This window comes from Streptomyces antibioticus (assembly GCF_002019855.1).
Classification (GTDB): Bacteria; Actinomycetota; Actinomycetes; order Streptomycetales; family Streptomycetaceae; genus Streptomyces; species Streptomyces antibioticus_B.
Map to the genome: position 1 here is coordinate 6797818 of NZ_CM007717.1, position 19159 is coordinate 6816976.

Sequence of the window (19159 nt, forward strand, 5' to 3'; positions counted from 1 at the left end):
CATGCCGAGCACCACCCTCGACGCCGTGATCCCGCAGACCTGGGTCTCGGCCGCGGTCGCCGCGCCGTCGATCCACAACACCCAGCCGTGGGCGTTCCGCCTGGACCCCGGGTCCGGCACCTTCCAGGTGCGCGCCGTCCCCGAACGCGGCCTGCGGTACACGGACCCGGCGGGCCGCGCCCTGCATCTCTCGGTCGGGGCGAGCCTCCTGAACCTGCGGGTCGCGATCGCGCACGGCGCCCGGTCCCCGGTCGGGCGACTGCTGCCCTGTCCGCAGGACCCCGGTCTCCTCGCGGTCGTCCGTCTGGCGGGGCCCGGCGTCCGGCGCCCCACCGGCCACCGCGCCGACCTCTACGAGGCGATCTGGCGCCGGCACAGCAGCCGGCTCCCCTTCACCGGGCAGCCGCTGCCCGCGTACGTGCGCGGCGAACTCGGCGAGGCGGCCCGCGCGGAGGGCGCGCGGCTGTGGTTCCCGGACCCCGTCGAGACGGCGCGCCTGCTGCGGCTGACCGCGGAGGCCGAGCGCCGCAACCGCGCCGACCCCGACCGCGCGGCGGAGAGCAACCGCTGGGTCCACCAGGACCTGCGGCCCGCTCCCGACACCGGCCTGCCGCGGGCCGTGCTCGGTCCCCAGGACGCGTGCGAACGCATCCCCCTGCGGGACTTCACCGCGCGGCGGCACACCGAGGAGCTGGTCGCCCGGCCGTTCGAGGCGGAACCCGCCGTCGCCGTGCTGATCACCGAGCACGACCGCCGTGCGGACTGGCTGCGGGCCGGACAGGCGCTCCAGCACGTGTGGCTCCTCGCCACGGCCCACGGGCTGCGCGCCTCCCTGCTGCACCAGGGGCTGGAGTGGCCCGACCTGCGCCGCTCCCTGAGCCCGACCCCCGGCCGCACCAGCCACGTCCAGATGCTGATCCGCCTGGGATACGGCCCCGAAGGCACCGCGAGCCCGCGCCGCGACCCGGACACGGCCCTCGGCCGAGGCCGAGGCCGAGGCGCCGTCCCGACGAACCCGAGCACCGCACCGAAGAAGGGAACAGGCCGATGACCGACCGTCATGTGGTCGTGGGAGTGGACGGTTCGCCGGTCTCCGTACGGGCGCTGGACGCGGCCGCCGAGGAGGCGACGCGGTACGGCACGACGCTGCGCGTCGTCTACGCCGTACCGGACCGCGACGAGTCCGGGCCGGTGCTGGCGTCGGCCGCCGACCGGGTCCGGGACCGTCATCCCGGGCTGCCGGTGGAGACCAGGGGCGTGGAGGGCGGTGCCGTACGGGTGCTCGCGCGGGAGAGCGAGAGCGCGGTGCTCACCGTCGTGGGCACCCGGGGGTTCGGCGGCGTCTCCGGGCTGCTGGCCGGCTCGGTGAGCTGGCGCCTGGCCGCCCGCGTGCACGGCCCGCTGCTCGTCGTCCGCGGGGACCGCACCGGCGCCCAGGGGCGGGAGGTGCTGCTCGGTCTGGAGAGCGACGCCGACGCCCCGGCGGCCGTCCACGCCTTCCAGGAGGCGGCGCGCCGCGGGGTCCGGCTGCGGGTCGTGCACGCCGTGACGCACCGGCTCACCACACCCGAACTGCCCTCCCTGGTGGCCGCGACCAGCCCCGGCCAGGAACGCCAGGCCCGCGACGACCGGGCGGAGGAGGCCGTGCCGAGGTTCGGCGTCGCCCGCCTGCGCGAGGAGTACCCGACCGTGGAGGTCGACGTCCGCACGGTCCGCACCGGCCCGGCGCACGCCCTGCTCGCCGGCACCCGCGAGGCCGATGTCGTCGTCATCGGCACCAGCCGGGGCGGGGGCATGCCCGGCCCGCCGGTCGGCCCGGTCGCCCATGTCCTGCTGCACCACTCCCACTGCCCCGTCGTCCTCGTGCCCACGAGCTGAACGGAACGGGCCCGGGTGACAACCCGGCCTGGATCCCGCCCCGGAGGAGTCGGTAGGGTCCGACAGACCCCGGCTGTCCGGTCCGGGATCACGAACAAGGAGCGTTCCGATGGCGGACGGCGAGCAGCCCGGTCCCGACAACCCGATCCGGGTCTTCCTCCTGGACGACCACGAGGTGGTACGGCGCGGGGTGCACGACCTGCTGAACGACGAACCGGACATCACCGTCGTCGGCGAGGCCGCCAACGTCCAGCAGGCCCTGGTCCGGGTGCCCGCGCTGCGTCCGCAGGTCGCGGTCCTCGACGTCCGGCTGCCCGACGGCGACGGGGTGACCGTGTGCCGGGAGCTGCGCTCGCAGATGCCGGAGCTGGCCTGTCTGATGCTGACCTCGTTCGACGACGAGGAGGCCCTGCTCGACTCGATCATGGCGGGCGCGTCCGGATACGTGCTGAAGCAGATCCAGGGCTCCGACCTGGTCTCCGCCGTGCGCACGGTGGCCGCCGGGCAGTCCCTCCTGGACCCCAGCGCCACCGCCCGGCTGATGGCCCGGCTGCGCCAGAGCCAGGAGCCGGAGCCCGAGCCCGACGCGCTGCCCGGTCTGACCGAGCGGGAGCGGGAGATCCTGGCCCTCATCGGGGAGGGCCTGACCAACCGCCAGATCGGCCAGCGCCTCTACCTCGCCGAGAAGACCGTCAAGAACCACATCTCCCGACTGCTCGCCAAGCTCGGCGTGGAGCGGCGCATCCAGGCCGCCGTCATCGCCACCCAGGCCCAGGACAGGCTCCGGCAGGAAGGGCACTGACCTGCGGTGAGCCCGGGGCCGGCGGGGGAGCCCGGGGACCTGCCCGGCCCGGGGTGCCCGGGTTGCCGGACGTCCGACGGCGAGCGACCATCCTGTGAGGAGGGCGCCATGCCATCGCGACTCGACGACGGGACGGTGGTGGCCCTGGTGGCGGACGCCACCGCGGCCCCGTCCATGCACAACGCGCAGCCGTGGCGGTTCCGCCGTGCGACCGGCGAGCGCCGCCTGCTGCTGTACGCCGACCTGGAGCGGGCCATGCCGCACTCCGACCCCGACGACCGGGCGCTGCACATCGGCTGCGGCGCGGCGCTGTTCAACCTCCGCGTCGCCGCCGCGCACGCCGGCCTGGTCCCGGAGACCCGGCTGCTGCCCGAGCCGGGGGACCCGCTGCTGCTCGCCGCCGTGGACCTGGCCGGCCCCGACCCGGCCGCCGGGCGGCTGCCCGACGACGAGCTGGCGCGGCTGCACCCCGCGATCCGGGAGCGGCACACCAGCCGGCACCCCTTCGCCGACAAGGAGGTGCCCGAGGAACTGCGGGCCACGCTGCGGGAGGCCGCCGTACGGGAGGGCGCCGAGCTGCTGTTCCCCGGCGCCTGGCACGCCGAGACCGTGCTCGACCTGGTGCGCGACGCGGAGAACCGCGACGTGATGAACCCCGAGGTCAACGAGGACGTGGTGCGCTGGACCCGGCTCGGCCCGGAGGCGGACACCGCCGTCGACGGCGTCCCCGAGTACGCCTTCGGGCCGCGCGAACGGGACGGCAAGGCCCCCCAGCGGGACTTCGCCGGACGCCGGAAGGTGGCCGACCGCGGCACCACCTCCTTCGAGCACACCCCGCACCTGGCCCTGCTCAGCACCCCCGGCGACCGCCCCGCCGACTGGCTGCGCGCCGGCCAGGCCATGGAGCGCGTCCTGCTGGAGGCCACCCTGGCCGACCTGGCCACCTCCCTGACCTCGCACGCCCTGGAGGACCGCGAGCTGCGCCTGCTGGCCCGCGACCCGGGCGCGGGCACGGGCCTGGTGCAGATGGTGCTGCGCATCGGCTACGGCCCCAGGGGCCCGGTCACGCCGCGCCGCCCGGTGACGGACGTCCTCGACATCGTGTGACCTGGCCCCTCGGACCGGCTTCACGCCGCCGGGGGCGCCCCGGCCTCGGGCAGCATCGTCAGCAGCATCACGCTGGGCTCGACGGCGCGCACGCTGTGCGGCAGCCGCGCCGGCAGACGGATCCAGCTCCCCGGCACCGCCTCGGTCTTCTCCTCGCCCAGGACGAGGTCGAGCCGGCCCCGGACGACCTGGATGACCACGGGCAGGGCGGACGTGTGCTCGGTGAGTTCCTGGCCGGTGGCGAAGGCGAAGCCGACCACGCGCAGCCGGTCGTCGCGGTACAGGACGCGGCTGAGCGTGCCGTCCTCGGGCACGGTCAGTTCGGCGGCCAGGTCGCTGATCACGGTGACGGTCATCGGGATGCCTCCTCAGGGCTCGGGCGGGGTGGGAACGGCGATCAGGCAGATCGCGCCCAGATGGGCGCCGTGCCGACGGAAGACGCGGCGCATCTGCCGTACGCGGCGCAGGACGGCCGGGTCGCGCAGCGCCCGTCCGGCGATCCGCAGGGCGGGGAGCAGCCCTTCGTCGGCGACGAGCCGCCGCGGTTCGAGCAGCGCCATCGGCGCGGTTCTGCGGGCGGTGACGGTGAACCCCTCGGCGGCGAGGAGTTCGCGCCAGCCGGTCGGCGTCAGGGGGCGGGCGCCGACGTGGAGGGCGTCCTTGAGGTCCGCGGCGATCAGCTCGGCGTGCGCGGGGTCCAGCCCGTCGGGCAGCAGACACAGTTCGTGGACGGCGTACCGGCCGGCGGTGCCGTCGAGGAGCCGGCGCGCCTCCCGTACGACGCGCCGCTTGGCCGGTTCGGGCTGCATCGTCAGCATCGCCTCGCCGTAGACGACGGTGGCCGTGCCGCCCGGCAGCCCGGTGTCCGCGGCGTCCGAGCGTACGGCCCGCACCTCGGTGGGGCCGGGGGCGGCGAGGGCGCCGAGCGTGGCCACGGCGGCGGGGTCGCGGTCGACGGCGGTGTAGGCGGCGGGGCCGCGGGCGAGGGTCAGCCGGGCGGTGGCCCCGAGCCCGGCGGCCAGCTCCACCACCCGGTCCCGGGGGCCGATGCCCGCGGTGTCCAGCATCCACCGGGTCAGCTCCACACCGCCGGGGCGCAGCACCCGCTTGCCCAGCCGGGCGAGCAGCCAGTGTCCGGGCATCCGGGCGGCGTCGAGCCCGGCGCCGGGGAGGGGGGTGTGCCTCGGTCCGGCCGAGGGATTCGTCGATGCCATGGTCGTGCCTCGCCTTCTCTCGGGAGTGCGGTGACGGGTCAGAGCAGGCTGCTCCAGTACGGCCAGAAACGGGTGAGGACGAGCAGGGCGATCACCGCGTACCAGGTGACGAGCAGCATCCAGTGGGTGTCGCGCACGACCTCCAGGAGACCCCGGGGCGCGGGGACGACGCCCTGTTCCAGGCAGTGCAGGGTCACGTACCAGAACAGGCCGATGGTGACGATCCAGACGACGGCGCAGTACGGGCAGAGCTTGTTCAGCTCGTAGAGCGACTGCCCGATCAGCCAGTGCGCGAAGGCCACGCCGACCAGTGCCCCGGCGTCGAGCGCGAGCCACAGCCGGCGGGGCAGCCGCGCCCCGCAGAGCACGGTGACGCCCAGCGCGGTCACGGCGGCGAAGGCGCCCAGCCCGAGCAGCATGTTGGGGAAGCCGAACACGCTGCCCTGCGGGCTGGACATCACGCTGCCGCAGCTCACGACGGGACTGAGGTTGCAGGCCGGGCGGTAGCCGGGATCGCGCAGCAGCCGCCAGTCGTCCACGGTGAGCTGGAAGGAGGCGAGCCAGCCGACGGCCCCGGTGAGGACCATCGCCCAGCCCGTCCGACGGCTCGCGCCCACCGCGCGCGGGCGCCGGGCGTCCGTGGTGCCGTCCGGAGCGAGCGCGGGTCCGTGACTCATGCGGCCCGCCCGGTGCGGCCCCCGGCCTTCGGGGCGGACGTCGGGGCGGTGGCGGCGGCCGGTGCGGTGCGCCGCCGGTAGACCAGGTACGGCCGGGCCAGGTAGCCGATGGGGGCGCTCCACACATGGACCAGCCGGGTGAACGGCCAGGCGGCGAAGAGCAGACAGGCGGTCAGGGCGTGTGCCTGGAAGAGGAACGGGGCGTCGGCGATGGCCTCGGGCCGGGGCCGGAGCACGAACAGGCCGCGGAACCAGACGGAGACGGTCTCCCGGTAGTCGTAGCCGGGGCCGAAGACGTTGTGGGCGGCGGTGGCGGTGATGCCCAGCAGGACGGTGGCGGTGAGCAGCGGGAAGAGGAGCTTGTCGCTGCGGTCGGTGCCGAGCCTGATCCGGCGGGTCAGCAGCCGGCGGGCGCACAGCATGCCGAGGCCCGCGACCATGGCGACGCCCGCGACCGAACCGGCCCACACGGCGGTGGTGTGGTAGGTGTGCTCGGTGATGCCGACGGCCTCGGTCCAGGTGTCGGGCACGGCGAGGCCGACGACATGACCGGCGATCACCATGAAGGCGCCCAGGTGGAACAGCGGGCTGCCCCAGCGCAGCCAGCGGTGTTCGAGGAGCTGGCTGGTGCGGGAGGTCCAGCCGAACTGGTCCTGCCGGTAGCGCCAGACGTGTCCGACGGCGAACACGGCCAGGCAGACGTAGGGGACGGCGACCCACAGGAGCAGGTCGGACGTGCTGTTCATCGGGGACCTTCCGTGGGGCGGGCCGGGGTGGGCGGCACGAACGTGCCCGGCGGGGCGAACTCCCCGTTCCCGTAGGACCCGTAAGGGCCGGGGGACCCGTAGGGGCCGTGGGCGCCGTCAGGTCCGTAGGCTCCGTGGGCTCCGTAGGGGTCGAGTCCGACCTCCTCCTCCGGCGGACCCTCCGCCACCAGCCGGGCCACCGCCTCGCGGTCCGCCTCGGTGGGCGGCGGCAGCAGGCCGATCAGCGCGGCCAGGACGTGCCGGTACGGGGAGCCGGCGTCGGTCAGCGCCGTATGGATCAGCTCCAGTCCGCGCCGGTGCTGACGCAGCGGCGCCTCGCCGCCGCCCGGGCCCGCCAGGGCGGCGAACTCCAGGACGACCGGGAGGTGGTCGGGCAGTTCCCCGCCGTCGGTGACCCAACCGGCGGCCCGGTAGCGCTGGTTGAGGGTGAGCAGGGCCATGCCCCGGCGGCGGGTGTCGCCGTGCAGGTAGTAGGTGAGGTAGAGGCCGCTCCTGCGGCGCAGGTCGAACGTCTCGACGTAGTGCCGCTCCAGCGCCTCGGCGTCCTGCGCGGCGAACCAGTCGGTGAACCGGGCCAGATGCCCGGCCGCGGGCGTGTCCGGCAGCGCCGCCACCACGGTGCCCAACTCGTCCCTGGCGGAGACCAGTTCGGCGTCGGGGTACTGGAGGAGCAGGGACACCAGCCGCAGGGTCAGCGCGCGGCTCGCCGTCTCCTCCGGGGTGAGCCGGGCCGGGCGGCGCACGGCGGCGCGGACACGGGTGCGGACCAGGGCGGGGATGGTGGCGGGGAGCGGGCTCACTTGCGGCCTCCGGCGGTGGTGTCGCGGCGCAGGGCGGGGATGCCGAGCATGACCTTGCGGGGTCCGGTGTCGCCGGACGTCTCGACCGGGCAGCGGTTCTCCATCGCGGTCAGCGCGGCGGCGTCCTCCTTGTGGGCGGCGGGGACGACGTACCGGTCCTGGTACTTGGCGACGGCGAGCAGCCGGTGCAGGTCCTCCGCCTCGCGCGGGGTGAGACCGACGGCCTTCAGCACGGCCTCGTCGCCGCTCTCGCCGAGGGTGCGCTCCCGCATGTACGAGCGCAGGGCGGTGAGCTTCATCAGCACTCCGCCGACCACGTCGGTGTCCCCGGCGGTGAACAGCTCCGCCAGATACTCCAGCGGGATCCGCAGCCGGGTGACGGCGGCGAAGACATGGTCGGGGTCGTCCTGGTCGCCGCCCGCCGCGTCGACGGCGTCGAGGACGGGGGAGAGCGGCGGCACGTACCAGACCATGGGCAGCGTGCGGTACTCCGGGTGCAGCGGCAGCGCCACCCGGTAGCGGGCCACCAGGTCGTGCACGGGGGAGCGGCGGGCGGCGTCCAGCCAGTCCTCGGGAATGCCGGACTCCCGTGCGGCGGCCCGCACTTCGGGGTCGTGCGGGTCGAGGAAGACGCCGCGCTGGGCGTCGAGGAGGTCCCTCTCGTCCGGGGTGGCGGCGGCCTCGCCGACCCGGTCGGCGTCGTAGAGGAGCAGACCGAGGTAGCGCAGCCGGCCCACGCAGGTCTCGGAGCAGACGGTCGGCTGCCCGGCCTCGATGCGCGGGAAGCAGAAGGTGCACTTCTCGGCCTTGCCGGTGGCGTGGTTGACGTAGACCTTCTTGTACGGGCACGCCGTCACGCACATCCGCCAGCCGCGGCAGCGGTCCTGGTCGACCAGGACGATGCCGTCCTCGACCCGCTTGTACATCGCGCCGGACGGACAGGCCGACACACAGGCCGGGTTGAGGCAGTGCTCGCACAGGCGGGGCAGATGGAAGAGGAAGGTCTGCTCGAACTCGAACTTCACCTTCCGCGCCCATTCCCCGCTGAGGTTGGGGTCGCCGCCGGCGTGCTCGGGCGCGCCGCCCAGGCCGTCCTCCCAGTTGGCGCCCCAGGTGATGGCGGTGGGCCGGCCGGTGAGGACGGAGCGGGGCCGGGCGACGGGCATGTCCTCCTGGGCGGGGGCGCTGACGAGATTGTCGTAGTCGTAGGTGACCGGCTCGTAGTAGTCCTCGATCGACGGCAGGTCGGGGTTGGAGAACAGGGACAGCAGGCGCTTGATCCGCCCGCCGGAGCGCAGGACGAGCCGTCCGCGCCGGTCGAGCATCCAGCCGCCCTTCCACTGCTCCTGGTCCTCGTAGCGGCGGGGGTAGCCGACACCGGGCTTGGTCTCGACGTTGTTGAACCAGGCGTACTCGACGCCGGTGCGGTTGGTCCACGTCTGTTTGCACGTGACCGAACAGGTGTGGCAGCCGATGCACTTGTCGAGGTTCATCACCATCGCCACCTGGGCCATGACACGCATCCCGGTACTCCTCAGTACTCGACGTTCTGCGCGCGGCGGCGGATCACGGTGACCTCGTCGCGCTGGTTGCCGGTGGGGCCGTAGTAGTTGAAGGCGTAGGTGAACTGCGCGTAGCCGCCCGCGAGATGGGTGGGCTTGAGCAGGAGCCTGGTCAGGGAGTTGTGGATACCGCCGCGCTTCCCGCCGACCTCGGTCTTCGGCACGTTCACGGTGCGGTCCTGGGCGTGGTACATGTACACGGTGCCCTCCGGCATCCGGTGGGTGACCACGGCCCGGGCGGCGACGACGCCGTTGCGGTTGTACGCCTCGATCCACTCGTTGTCCTTGACGCCGATCTTCTCGGCGTCGGCGGTGGACATCCAGACCGTGGGGCCGCCGCGGGACAGGTCGAGCATGTACTTGTTGTCCTGGTAGTTGGAGTGGATGGACCACTTGGAGTGCGGGGTCAGATAGCGCACGGTGACCTCCGCGCGGTCCCCCTCGTGCAGGTGCTCGTCGCCGTAGTGCCGGGGCGTGTTCAACGGCGGCCGGTAGACGGGGAGTTGCTCGCCGAGTTCGGTCATCCAGTCGTGCTGGACGAAGAAGTGCTGGCGGCCGGTGAGGGTGTGCCAGGGCTTGAGGTGCTCGGTGTTGATGACGAACGGCGAGTAGCGGCGGCCGCCGGTCTCGCTGCCCGACCACTCGTAGGACGTGATCACCGAGCGGGGCTGGGTGCGGGTGTCGGCGAAGGTGATCCGCTCGGCCTCCCGTTCGGCGGCCAGTGCGACGAGCCCCTCGCTGCCGGTCCGCCGTTCCATCTCGCGGAAGCCCTCGGTGGCCAGCCGGCCGTTGGTGGTGCCGGACAGGGCGAGGATCGCCTCGCACATGTCGGAGGCGGTCGCCAGCGACGGCCGTCCGGCGGCGATCCCGTCCCGGACGGTGCCGTTGCGGTGCCGCAGTTCCTCGATCTCCCGGTCCGGGTGGACGGTGATGCCCTTGGTCGTGGTGCCCAGGGTGTCGAGGAGCGGACCGACGGCCCGCATCTTCTGCCCGATCGCCGCGTAGTCCCGTTCGACGACGACCAGCTTCGGCATGGTCCGCCCCGGCACCGGCGCGCACTCGCCGGCCTTCCAGTCCCGCACCACACCGCCCGGCTGGGCGAGTTCGTCGGGGGTGTCGTGCAGCAGCGGCACCGCCAGGACGTCGGTCCGCGTGCCCAGGTGCTCCGCGGCCAGCTCGCTGAACCGGTCGGCGATCGTGAGGAAGGTGTCGTAGTCGGTACGGGCCTGCCAGGGCGGGGCGATGGCCGGGGTGAAGGCGTGCACGAAGGGGTGCATGTCCGTGCTCGACAGGTCGTCCTTCTCGTACCAGGTGGCCGCCGGCAGGACGACGTCGGCGAGCAGGCCGGTCGACGTCATCCGGAAGTCCATGCAGACCAGCAGGTCGAGCTTGCCCTCGGGCGCCTCGTCCCGCCACACCACGTCCTGGGGCCGCTGCTCGGGCGGGGTCTCCTCGGAGCGCACGGCCGCGTCGGCGCCCAGCAGATGGCGCAGGAAGTACTCGTTTCCCTTGCCCGACGAGCCCAGCAGGTTGGCCCGCCACACGGTCAGCACGCGCGGGAAGTTGGCCGGGTTGTCGGGATCCTCGACGGCGAACCGCAGCCGGCCCGACGTCAGTTCGTCCACGATGTGCTCGGCGACCGGGCGGCCCGCGCGCGCCGCCTCGTCCGTCAGATCGAGCGGGTTGCGGTCGAAGCCGGGATGGCCGGGCGTCCAGCCGAGCCGCACGGCCTGCGCCAGACAGTCCGCGAACCCCTTGCCCGCGAACCGGCCCTCACCCAGCGGCGAGGCCAACTCGTCCGGCCCGAACGCCTCGTAGCGCCACTGGTCGGAGTTCAGATACCAGTAGGAGGTGCCCGCCATGTGCCGGGTCGGCCGCTGCCAGTCGAACGCGAACGACAGATGCTGCTGCCCGGTCACCGGACGGACCTTCTCCTGCCCCACGTAGTGCGCCCAGCCGCCGCCGTTCACGCCCTGGCAGCCGGTCATCGTCACCAGCGCCAGGAACGCCCGGTAGATGGTGTCCGAGTGGAACCAGTGGTTGGTGCCCGCGCCCAGCGCGATCATCGAACGGCCTTTGGTGCGCTCGGCGTTGCGGGCGAACTCCCGGGCGATCCGGGCCGCCTGCGCGGCCGGCACCGAGGTGATCGTCTCCTGCCAGGCCGGGGTGTACGGCTCGGACGCGTCCTCGTACGACGACGGCCAACTGCCCGGCAGCCCGGGCCGCTTCACGCCGTACTGCGCCAGCATCAGATCGAACACCGTGGTCACCAGGCGCCCGCCGACCTCGCGGACCGGCACGCCCCGGACCATCACCGAGCCGCCCTCCGTGCCGCCCTCGTCGAAGCGGGGCAGCGCCACGGTCACCGTGTCCTCGGCCCGTTCGAGCAGGCTCAACTCCGGTGTGATGCCGTCCAGATCGAGGTTCCAGCGGCCCGGCTCGGCCTCCCCCCACCGGAAGCCGAGCGAGCCGTTCGGGACCACCGGCTCACCGGTGGCCGAGTCGAGCAGCACCGTCTTGGACTCGGCGTGCTCGGTGTCCCGTCCGAGATCGGCGGCGGTCAGGAACCCGCCCGGGACCAGCGCGCCCCCGGCGTGCTCCCGCAGGGCCACCAGGAACGGCGCGTCGGTGAACTTGCGCAAGTAGTCCTGGAAGTAGGGGACTTCACGGTCGACGAGGAACTCGCGCAGGATCACATGCCCCATGGCCATCGCCAGCGCCCCGTCCGTGCCCGGGTGCGGTGAGACCCACTCGTCGGCGTGCTTGACGTTGTCGGCGTAGTCGGGGCTGACCGCCACCACCTTGGTGCCGTTGTAACGGGTCTCGGTCAGGAAGTGGGCGTCCGGGGTGCGGGTGACGGGGATGTTGGAACCCCACATGATCAGATAGCCCGCGTTCCACCAGTCCGCCGCCTCCGGGACGTCGGTCTGGTCGCCGAAGACCTGCGGCGAGGCGACCGGCAGATCCGCGTACCAGTCGTAGAACGACAGCAGGGTCCCGCCGATCAGCGAATGGAACCGGGCCCCGGCCGCGAAGGACGCCATCGACATCGCCGGGATCGGCGAGAAGCCCGCGACGCGGTCCGGGCCGTACTCCTTGACCGTGTGCACCTGCGCCGCCGCGACCAGCTCGGCGACCTCGTCCCAGTCGGCCCGCACCAGCCCGCCCTTGCCGCGGGCCCGCTTGTACGCGCGCGCCTTCGCCGGGTCGGAGGTGATCTCCGCCCAGGCCGCCACCGGATCGCCCAGCCGCTTGCGGGCCTCGCGCCACAGCTTCAGCAGCGCGCCCCGCACATACGGGTAGCGGACCCGGCTCGGCGAGTACGTGTACCAGGAGAACGACGCACCGCGCGGGCAGCCGCGCGGCTCGTACTCGGGGCAGTCCGCGCCGATCGACGGATAGTCCGTCGCCTGGTGCTCCCAGGTGATGATGCCGTCCTTGACGTACACCATCCACGAGCAGGAGCCGGTGCAGTTCACGCCGTGCGTGGAACGCACCACCTTGTCGTGCGCCCACCGGTCCCGGTAGAAGCCCTCCCACTTCGGGTCGCCCGTGCCGAACACGGCGCGTCCGTCGGCCGACACCTCGCCCCGCGTCAGCAGCCGGCGGGCGGTCAGCGGCCAGTCCGTACCGGTGCGCGGCCTCGGTCGGCGGGCGTTCTGATCGTTCTCCATGGCCGGAACGCTAGGGGCGCGACCCCCGACCGCACCCGGGGCCGGCGGTCCCTGCCGCCCGACCTTCCGGCCCCATCCGGCCGGCCGCGGCAGGGACCAATGGTCCCGGTGGAGGGACCCGGTCGGCCGGGTACCGGCCGCGCCGCCCGTTGCATGCTGAGCCCTCGACCTCGCCGACGCATGAGCATAGAAAGGCACACGTCATGGACGCATCGCACCGCCGCGCCGCCACCCTGCTCGGGGCGGTCGGCACGGCCCTGGGCGTCGCCGGACCGGTGATGGTGCTGCGCGGCCGCAGCGGCCGGAAGGAGATCCGCGCCGAACTCGCCGCCCAGAAGATCACCTTCCCCCGCCAGGGGCTGCCCGCCGATCTCGCCGCCCACGCCGGCCGCCGCGTGGAGACCGGCCCCGAGGCGCACGCCTACGCCGAGTTCATCAAGGGCAACCTCGCCCTCGCCACCGGCGGTCGCACCTACGCCGAGATCACCGAGGAGCTGCACGCCTCCGGCGGCGACGACGAGAAGCTCGCCAAGCTCCGCCAGACCGCGTTCATGGCCCAGTCCCTGCGCGGCTCGCTGATGTCCGCCTACCAGGCATGGCACCTCACGACCCTGGTCACCGGCCTCGGCGCCGCGCTGACCGGGCTCGGCGTCGCCCTGGTGGCCACCGCGGACGCCCTCACCGCCCCCTCCCCGAACCGTCCCTGACCCCCCGAACGCCCCGAACCGTCCCTGACCGAAAAGGGACCATCGGCCCTGCCGGAGGAGACCATCGGCCGCCGCGCCGGGCACCGCCGCCGGTGGAAGCTGACGGCGACCGATCCGGAGGTATCCCGTGCACGACCACGTCGACCGCCGTCGAGGCCGATTCCACCGCTGCCGTTCGCGGTGGGTGCCGCGCACGGTCCGGCCCGGCCACCGTCCGGCCGCCCGCCTCGTCTGCCCTGACTCCAGGGCGGCCGGACATAGCGTCAGGGCCCTGGGCAGGGCGACACGATGAGCACGCCCGCCCGGGCCGAGGGCCCACCCGCCGCACACGCTCACGCCGCTGGCCCGCCCGCCGCACACGGTCACGCCGTCCGCCGTCAGCGGCACGACTCCGGCGAACGGCCGTTCATCGTCATCTGGGAGTCCACCCGCGCCTGCCCACTGGCCTGTCTGCACTGCCGCGCCGAGGCCGTCCCCGACCGCGACCCGCGCGAGTTGGACACCGCCGCCGCCCGCGACCTGCTGCGCCAGGTGGCCGCCTTCGGGCACCCCGCACCGCTGTTCGTGATCACCGGCGGCGACCCGTTCCAGCGCCCCGACCTGACCGAACTCGTCGCGTACGGCAAGGAGATCGGCGTCCGGGTCGCGGTCTCCCCGTCCGGCACCCCGACCCTCACCGCGCGGCGCCTGCGGGAACTGCACACGGCGGGCGCCGTCGGACTCTCCCTGAGCCTGGACGGCTCCACCGCCGCGATCCACGACACCTTCCGCGGCGTGCCAGGGGTGTTCCGCTGGACCCTGGACGCCTGGGACGCGGCCCGCGCACTCGGCATGAAGGTGCAGATCAACACCACGGTGACCCGGCACAACCTGCACGACCTCCCCGACATCGTGCGCCTGGTCGCCGACCACGGGGCGATGCTGTGGAGCGCCTTCTTCCTGGTGCCCACCGGCCGCGGCCGCGGACTCGGCGCCCTCACCCCGGGCGAGGTGGAGGACGTCCTCAACTTCGTGCACGACGTGGGCCTGACCGTGCCCGCCAAGACCACCGAGGCCCACCACTTCCGCCGCGTCGCCCTGCAACGCCATGTCCTCGCCGCCACCGGCGACGACCATGCGACGGTCCTCGGACTCGGCCCGCTGTACCGCGAACTGTCCGAGCGGGCGGCCGAGTTGGGGCTGAACTCTGAGGCGCGCCAAGTGCGGAGGGTGCGGCGCCCGCCGCTGGACGTCAACGCGGGCCGCGGCTTCGTCTTCGTCTCGCACACCGGCACCGTGCACCCCAGCGGCTTCCTGCCGCTCGGCGCCGGAAGCGTCCGCGAGACACCGCTGACCGAGATCTACCGCGCCTCGGAGCTGTTCAACGGGCTGCGGGACGCCGACCGGCTGGGCGGCCGGTGCGGCGCGTGCGAGTTCCGCCGGGTCTGCGGCGGCTCCCGCTCCCGCGCGTACGGCGTCACCGGCGACCCGTACGCCGAGGAACCGTGGTGCGGATACGTCCCCGGCTCCTTCCCCCGCCGCCGGGAACTGGCCGCGCTGCTGGAGGAAAGCCGTGCACGACAAGGAAGTTGACGGTACATCAGTTCATGAGGGCGACCGTCCGCCCAGCAGGTTCAAGGCGTCCGGCCCGCGCCGCCGTCACTTGGCCGCCCACGGTCTGGTCGCGGCCTGGGTGGTGCTCGCGCTGCTGGCGGCGAGCGTTCAGCAGACCCTGCCCGCGGGCCGCTGGCTGGCCGTCCATCTGTTCCTGGTCGGCGCCGCCACCACCGCCGTCGTGGTGTGGAGCGAGCACTTCGCCGTCGCCATGCTGCACGCCCGGCTGCCGGACCGGCGCTGGAGCAACACCCGGCTGGCCGCCGTCAATCTCGGCGCCGTGGGCGTCCTCACCGGGATGTGGGCCGACCGGCCGCTCCTGCTCGGTGCCGGGTCCGCCCTGCTGATCGCCGCGATCACCGCGCACCTCGTCGTCCTCGTCCGCCTGGGCCGGGGCGCGCTGGGCGGACGGCTCGCCCCGATCGCCGACTACTACCGGGCCGCCGCGGCGGCGCTGATCGTCGGCGCGGTGCTGGGCTGGCTGCTCGCCACCGGCAGGGGCGGCCCGCAGCACTACGCCGGACTGAAGCTGGCCCATGTGCACGCCACCCTCCTCGGCTGGATCGGACTGCCCGTGCTGGGCACCCTGTTCATGCTCTGGCCCACCGTGCTCGGCGTCCGGATGGCCGAGCGCACCACCGTCCTGGCGCGCCGGGTGCTGATCCTGACCGGGGGCGGCCTGCTGATCGCCGTGGCCGGGCTCGCCGCCGGGTGGCGCCCCGGCGCCGTGGCCGGTGTCGCCGGATACGCGGCCGGTGTCGCCCTCGCCGCCCGACTCCTCGCCCGGACGGTCCGCCGACGGCCCGCGATCTCGGCGGCCGCCGCCTGGACACTGGCCGCCGCCCTGGGCTGGACGCTGGCCGGCGTGGTCGCGGACCTGGTCCTCCTGGCCGTACGACCGCTCGACGCACTGCGGGACACCGGGGCGCTGCTCCCCGTCCTGCTCGTCGGGCTGGTCGCGCAGGTGCTGATCGGGGCCCTCACCTATCTGCTGCCCATCGTGCTCGCCACCGGCCCCAAGGAGCGGGCCGCCCTGCGGGCCGTGCTCGAACGGGCCTGGGTGCCCCGCCTCGTCCTCCTCAACCTCGGCGTCGCCCTGCTCGCCCTCCCGCTGCCCGCCCCGGCCGGAACCGTCGGCGCGGTGTCCGCCGGGGCGGGTGCGGCCGCCTTCCTCGCGCTGGTCGTGCGCGTCCTGCTCCGCAGCGGACGGGGCCTTCTCCGGGACGCGGGTGAACAGGCCGCAGCGGCGGCACGGCGTTCCCCCCTCTGGGGCACGGCCGCGGGCGCCGTCGTCATCGTGCTGGCCGTGCTCGTGGCCAACAGCGGCGGCGACACCGGTGGCGGCACCGGCGGCACGACGAACGCCGCGGGAACGGCCGGCCCCGGCGCCGGAACCACCCGCACGGTCGCCGTCACCCTCGCCGGCATGCGCATCCGGCCCGCCCGGATCGAGGTCGCCGCGGGCACCGCGCTCCGGCTGAAGGTCACCAACACCGACACCCAGCGCCACGACCTCAAGATCGAGGACGGCCCCGCCACCCCGATGCTCGGCAGGAACGACACCCGCGTGCTCGACCTCGGCCCGGTCACCGCCGACCGCGAGGCGTGGTGCACCCTGCCGGGCCACCGGGCCGCCGGGATGACCATGGACATCGTCGTGAAGGACGGCACGACCGGCGGCGGACACGCGGGCCACACCACGGCCGCCACCGCGGACGAGGACGGCCGCGGCCCGGACCTCTCCGCCGACTTCTCCACCGGCTTCCGGGCCCGCGACGCAGCCCTGGCCCCCGTCCCCGGCGGCACGGTCCACAAGGTCGAACTGCGCGCCGTACAGCGCACGGTCGAGGTCGCCCCGGGGGTACGGCAGCGGATGTGGACCTTCGGCGGCACCGCACCGGGCCCCACCCTGCACGGCCGCGTCGGCGACGTCTTCGAGGTCACTCTCGTCAACGACGACGCGGCGATGGGCCACGGCATCGACTTCCACGCCGGCTCCCTCGCCCCCGACCGGCCCATGCGCACCCTCCGGCCCGGCGAGCGCCTGGTCTACCGGTTCCGCGCCGAGCGCGCCGGGGCCTGGCTCTACCACTGCTCCACCGCACCGATGCTCCAGCACCTCGGCAACGGCATGTACGGCGCCGTCGTCATCGACCCGCCCGGCCTGGCGAAGGCCGACCACACCTACGTCCTGGTCTCCTCGCAGCTCTATCTCGGCACGCCCGGCAGCACGGCCCAGGTGGCGAGGATGCGCCGGAACACCCCCGACGCCTGGGTGTTCAACGGCGTGGCCGGCCAGTACGCCCAACGGCCCCTGAAGGTGAGGGCCGGTGAACGGGCCCGCTTCTGGGTCGTCGCCGCCGGGCCCTCCGACGGGATCGCCTTCCACATCGTCGGCACCGTCTTCGACACCGTGTACAAGGAGGGCGCCTACCTGCTGCAACCGGATGCGGCGGGCGGCTCGCAGGTGCTGGACCTGGCCGCGGCGCAGGGCGGGTTCGTCGAGACGACGTTCCCCGAGGCCGGCCACTACGCGTTCGTCGACCACGACATGCGGCACGCCGAGGCGGGAGCGCACGGCACGGTGGAGGTGACGGACTGATGGACACCGTCGGCTGGTGGTCCGTGGTGCGCTTCGCGCATGTGGCCGGGGCGGCGCTGTGGGTGGGCGGCCAACTGGCGCTCACCCTGGTCGTCCTGCCGCTGGCCCGCCGTCTGCTCGCCCCGGAGGCCAAGGACGCCTTCACCGCGGCGGCCGGCCGCCGGTTCGGGATGCTGACCGGCGCGGTGTTCCTGCCCGTGCAGCTCGCCACGGGCTGGGCCATGGCCTGGCACCGGGGCGTCACCTGGGCGTCCCTGGCCGAACCCGGCTACGGCCGCACCCTCGCGACCAAACTCGCCCTCTTCGTCCTGGTCATGCTCGCCGCGGCCGCCCATGGCGTCGCCCACGCCAGGAACCGCCCCGACCTGGCCCGCGCCCTGGCCGTCGTCTCCCTGATGGGCTCCCTCGGCATCGTCCTGCTGGCAACGGCCCTGCCGACGACGTGACTTGTGCGCCCGGGGCCCGCCCGGCGCCCGCCCGGGGCCCCCGGCCTCCCGGCCTCCCGGCCCCCGGCCTCCCGGCCCCCGGCCTCCCGGCCCCCGGCCTCCCGGCCTCCCGGCCTCCCGGCCCCCGGCCTCCCGGCCCCCGGCCTCCCGGCCTCCCGCCCGTGCGACCCCCCGGCCCGCGCGGCCAGGAGACCGGCCCCAGGACCTCCCTCCCCTCGAACTGAGGCCGGATGGCCCCTCTCCGGGGCCGGTCAACCCTCCTCCGGACGGCGCGCGCGGCGCAGAGTTGACGGAACGGAGGGACATCGGTGAAGGAGCCGTCATGCAGAGCCGTGAAGTCGACGCCCCGGCGGTTCAGACCCTGCTGGCCGCCGCGGTGGCCGCGCCGTCGATCCACAACACGCAGCCCTGGCGGTTCGGCCTGGACCCGGACAGCAGGTCGATCCTGGTCCGCGTCGACCGGCGGCGGCCGCTGCCGATGACCGATCCGCAGGCCCGCGCCCAGTACCTGTCGGTGGGGGCCGCCGTCTTCAACCTGCGGGTCGCCGCCGAGCACCTCGGCTGGGAGCCCCTCGTCCGGCTGCGGCCCGCCGAGGACGATCCCGACCTGCTGGCCACCGTGCAGCTCACCGGGCCCGTCGCCGGACCCTCGGCCCTGCGCGATCCGCGCGAGCTGTACGGGGCGATCGAGCGGCGCCGCACCAGCCGGATGCCGTTCACGGGCCGTACCGTGCCGGACCCGGTCGTGATGGAGATGACCGGCGCGGCCCGCGCCGAGGGCGCCCATCTCGACGTCCCCGACATCGTCACGACCCGCCGTCTGCTGCGTCTGACGGCGGCCGCCGAGTCCCGCAACGCCGTCCACCCGGCCCGTACGGCCGAGGTGCGCACCTGGCTCACCGCCCCCGGCACGGCCGCCCCCTACGGCGTCCCCCTGACGGCCCTGGGCCCGCGGGACGCCTCCGGACGGGTCCCGGTGCGCGACTTCACCGGCGCGCCGCCCGCACCCCAGCTCCCCACCCTGCGCTTCGAACGCCACGTCCAGCTCGCGCTGCTGTGGACGAACCACGACCGGCGGGAGGACTGGCTGCGCGCGGGACAGGCGCTGGAGCGCGTGCTGCTCACGGCGACCGCGCACGGCGTACGGACCTCGATGCTGCACCAGGCCATGGAATGGCCGGACCTGCGGCAGGCGATGGCCGGATCGAGGCGGCGCTGCCACCCCCAGTTGCTGATCCGCTTCGGCTACGGCCCGGACGGCGCCCGCACCCCCCGCGCGACGGCGGACGAGGCGCCGTGAGCCGCCGTCACACCGCAGGGCGCGCTCGGC

Annotated in this window: 16 protein-coding genes; 9 read left to right on the forward strand and 7 right to left on the reverse strand. The window is 74.3% G+C overall.

Translation table 11 applies throughout. The annotated features are described in order from the left end of the window. Nucleotide 1: 1 nt before the first annotated feature. The 4 genes from AFM16_RS30795 to AFM16_RS30810 all read left to right on the forward strand — a co-directional run bounded on the left by AFM16_RS30795 (nucleotide 2) and on the right by AFM16_RS30810 (nucleotide 3787). Nucleotides 2-1051, forward strand: a complete 1050-nt coding sequence (locus AFM16_RS30795) for an Acg family FMN-binding oxidoreductase (RefSeq protein ID WP_078635662.1) — start codon at nucleotides 2-4, stop codon at nucleotides 1049-1051. After that, nucleotides 1048-1878, forward strand: a complete 831-nt coding sequence (locus AFM16_RS30800; RefSeq protein ID WP_179123331.1) for a universal stress protein — start codon at nucleotides 1048-1050, stop codon at nucleotides 1876-1878. The genes AFM16_RS30795 and AFM16_RS30800 overlap by 4 nt, the downstream gene beginning before the upstream one ends. Before the next feature lie 109 nt (nucleotides 1879-1987). Further along, the gene (locus AFM16_RS30805) at nucleotides 1988-2680 is read left to right on the forward strand and encodes a response regulator (protein WP_030792231.1); all 693 of its coding nucleotides are present in this window, start codon (nucleotides 1988-1990) and stop codon (nucleotides 2678-2680) included. Nucleotides 2681-2788: 108 nt separating this feature from the next. Beyond that, the gene (locus AFM16_RS30810; RefSeq protein WP_078635664.1) at nucleotides 2789-3787 is read left to right on the forward strand and encodes an Acg family FMN-binding oxidoreductase; all 999 of its coding nucleotides are present in this window, start codon (nucleotides 2789-2791) and stop codon (nucleotides 3785-3787) included. A 20-nt stretch (nucleotides 3788-3807) separates the two neighbouring features. Here the strand turns inward: AFM16_RS30810 and AFM16_RS30815 are convergent, their stop codons facing one another. Genes AFM16_RS30815 through AFM16_RS30845 form a run of 7 tightly spaced genes read right to left on the reverse strand, consistent with a single transcriptional unit; the run spans nucleotide 3808 to nucleotide 12481 of the window. Continuing rightward, nucleotides 3808-4143: a cupin domain-containing protein gene (locus AFM16_RS30815; RefSeq protein WP_030792235.1), complete on the reverse strand. Its 336-nt coding sequence runs from the start codon at nucleotides 4141-4143 to the stop codon at nucleotides 3808-3810. Between the two features lie 12 nt (nucleotides 4144-4155). Then, a complete protein-coding gene (locus tag AFM16_RS30820) occupies nucleotides 4156-5001 on the reverse strand; it encodes a class I SAM-dependent methyltransferase (RefSeq protein ID WP_078635666.1) in 846 nt (281 codons plus the stop codon). 38 nt (nucleotides 5002-5039) lie between these two features. Beyond that, on the reverse strand, nucleotides 5040-5678 hold the full coding sequence (locus AFM16_RS30825; protein ID WP_063754148.1) for a vitamin K epoxide reductase family protein: 639 nt from the start codon (nucleotides 5676-5678) through the stop codon (nucleotides 5040-5042). Next, nucleotides 5675-6424 (reverse strand): respiratory nitrate reductase subunit gamma, encoded by a 750-nt coding sequence (gene narI, locus AFM16_RS30830; protein ID WP_078635668.1) that lies wholly within the window; start codon nucleotides 6422-6424, stop codon nucleotides 5675-5677. Before narI ends, AFM16_RS30825 begins: the two co-directional genes overlap by 4 nt. Continuing rightward, nucleotides 6421-7245: a nitrate reductase molybdenum cofactor assembly chaperone gene (gene narJ, locus AFM16_RS30835; RefSeq protein ID WP_078635670.1), complete on the reverse strand. Its 825-nt coding sequence runs from the start codon at nucleotides 7243-7245 to the stop codon at nucleotides 6421-6423. Before narJ ends, narI begins: the two co-directional genes overlap by 4 nt. Beyond that, a complete protein-coding gene (narH, locus tag AFM16_RS30840) occupies nucleotides 7242-8768 on the reverse strand; it encodes a nitrate reductase subunit beta (RefSeq protein ID WP_030792250.1) in 1527 nt (508 codons plus the stop codon). Before narH ends, narJ begins: the two co-directional genes overlap by 4 nt. 11 nt (nucleotides 8769-8779) lie before the next feature. Further along, nucleotides 8780-12481 (reverse strand): nitrate reductase subunit alpha, encoded by a 3702-nt coding sequence (locus AFM16_RS30845; RefSeq protein ID WP_078635673.1) that lies wholly within the window; start codon nucleotides 12479-12481, stop codon nucleotides 8780-8782. A 203-nt stretch (nucleotides 12482-12684) separates the two neighbouring features. Between AFM16_RS30845 and AFM16_RS30850 the strand changes: the two genes are divergently transcribed. The 5 genes from AFM16_RS30850 to AFM16_RS30870 all read left to right on the forward strand — a co-directional run bounded on the left by AFM16_RS30850 (nucleotide 12685) and on the right by AFM16_RS30870 (nucleotide 19129). Further along, the gene (locus tag AFM16_RS30850) at nucleotides 12685-13188 is read left to right on the forward strand and encodes a hypothetical protein (RefSeq protein ID WP_051780758.1); all 504 of its coding nucleotides are present in this window, start codon (nucleotides 12685-12687) and stop codon (nucleotides 13186-13188) included. Nucleotides 13189-13476: 288 nt separating this feature from the next. Continuing rightward, nucleotides 13477-14760 carry a TIGR04053 family radical SAM/SPASM domain-containing protein gene (locus AFM16_RS30855; RefSeq protein ID WP_078635675.1) on the forward strand — a complete coding sequence of 428 codons (1284 nt, stop codon included), beginning with the start codon at nucleotides 13477-13479 and terminating at the stop codon, nucleotides 14758-14760. Next, nucleotides 14741-17383, forward strand: coding sequence for a multicopper oxidase domain-containing protein (locus tag AFM16_RS40510; RefSeq protein WP_078635677.1), 2643 nt, complete (start codon nucleotides 14741-14743; stop codon nucleotides 17381-17383). Before AFM16_RS30855 ends, AFM16_RS40510 begins: the two co-directional genes overlap by 20 nt. Continuing rightward, nucleotides 17383-17829: a hypothetical protein gene (locus AFM16_RS30865; RefSeq protein WP_030792268.1), complete on the forward strand. Its 447-nt coding sequence runs from the start codon at nucleotides 17383-17385 to the stop codon at nucleotides 17827-17829. The genes AFM16_RS40510 and AFM16_RS30865 overlap by 1 nt, the downstream gene beginning before the upstream one ends. A gap of 322 nt (nucleotides 17830-18151) precedes the next feature. Further along, the gene (locus AFM16_RS30870; protein ID WP_078635679.1) at nucleotides 18152-19129 is read left to right on the forward strand and encodes an Acg family FMN-binding oxidoreductase; all 978 of its coding nucleotides are present in this window, start codon (nucleotides 18152-18154) and stop codon (nucleotides 19127-19129) included. Nucleotides 19130-19159 lie beyond the last annotated feature (30 nt).

Excerpts from the sequence above, each read along its gene's own strand:
- AFM16_RS30795 (WP_078635662.1), top strand. The coding sequence starts at position 2 with ATGCCGAGCACCACCCTCGACGCCGTGATCCCGCAGACCTGGGTCTCG.
- AFM16_RS30800 (WP_179123331.1), top strand. The coding sequence starts at position 1,048 with ATGACCGACCGTCATGTGGTCGTGGGAGTGGACGGTTCGCCGGTCTCC.
- AFM16_RS30805 (WP_030792231.1), top strand. The coding sequence starts at position 1,988 with ATGGCGGACGGCGAGCAGCCCGGTCCCGACAACCCGATCCGGGTCTTC.
- AFM16_RS30810 (WP_078635664.1), top strand. The coding sequence starts at position 2,789 with ATGCCATCGCGACTCGACGACGGGACGGTGGTGGCCCTGGTGGCGGAC.
- AFM16_RS30815 (WP_030792235.1), bottom strand. The coding sequence starts at position 4,143 with ATGACCGTCACCGTGATCAGCGACCTGGCCGCCGAACTGACCGTGCCC.
- AFM16_RS30820 (WP_078635666.1), bottom strand. The coding sequence starts at position 5,001 with ATGGCATCGACGAATCCCTCGGCCGGACCGAGGCACACCCCCCTCCCC.
- AFM16_RS30825 (WP_063754148.1), bottom strand. The coding sequence starts at position 5,678 with ATGAGTCACGGACCCGCGCTCGCTCCGGACGGCACCACGGACGCCCGG.
- narI (WP_078635668.1), bottom strand. The coding sequence starts at position 6,424 with ATGAACAGCACGTCCGACCTGCTCCTGTGGGTCGCCGTCCCCTACGTC.
- narH (WP_030792250.1), bottom strand. The coding sequence starts at position 8,768 with ATGCGTGTCATGGCCCAGGTGGCGATGGTGATGAACCTCGACAAGTGC.
- AFM16_RS30845 (WP_078635673.1), bottom strand. The coding sequence starts at position 12,481 with ATGGAGAACGATCAGAACGCCCGCCGACCGAGGCCGCGCACCGGTACG.
- AFM16_RS30850 (WP_051780758.1), top strand. The coding sequence starts at position 12,685 with ATGGACGCATCGCACCGCCGCGCCGCCACCCTGCTCGGGGCGGTCGGC.
- AFM16_RS30855 (WP_078635675.1), top strand. The coding sequence starts at position 13,477 with ATGAGCACGCCCGCCCGGGCCGAGGGCCCACCCGCCGCACACGCTCAC.
- AFM16_RS30865 (WP_030792268.1), top strand. The coding sequence starts at position 17,383 with ATGGACACCGTCGGCTGGTGGTCCGTGGTGCGCTTCGCGCATGTGGCC.
- AFM16_RS30870 (WP_078635679.1), top strand. The coding sequence starts at position 18,152 with ATGCAGAGCCGTGAAGTCGACGCCCCGGCGGTTCAGACCCTGCTGGCC.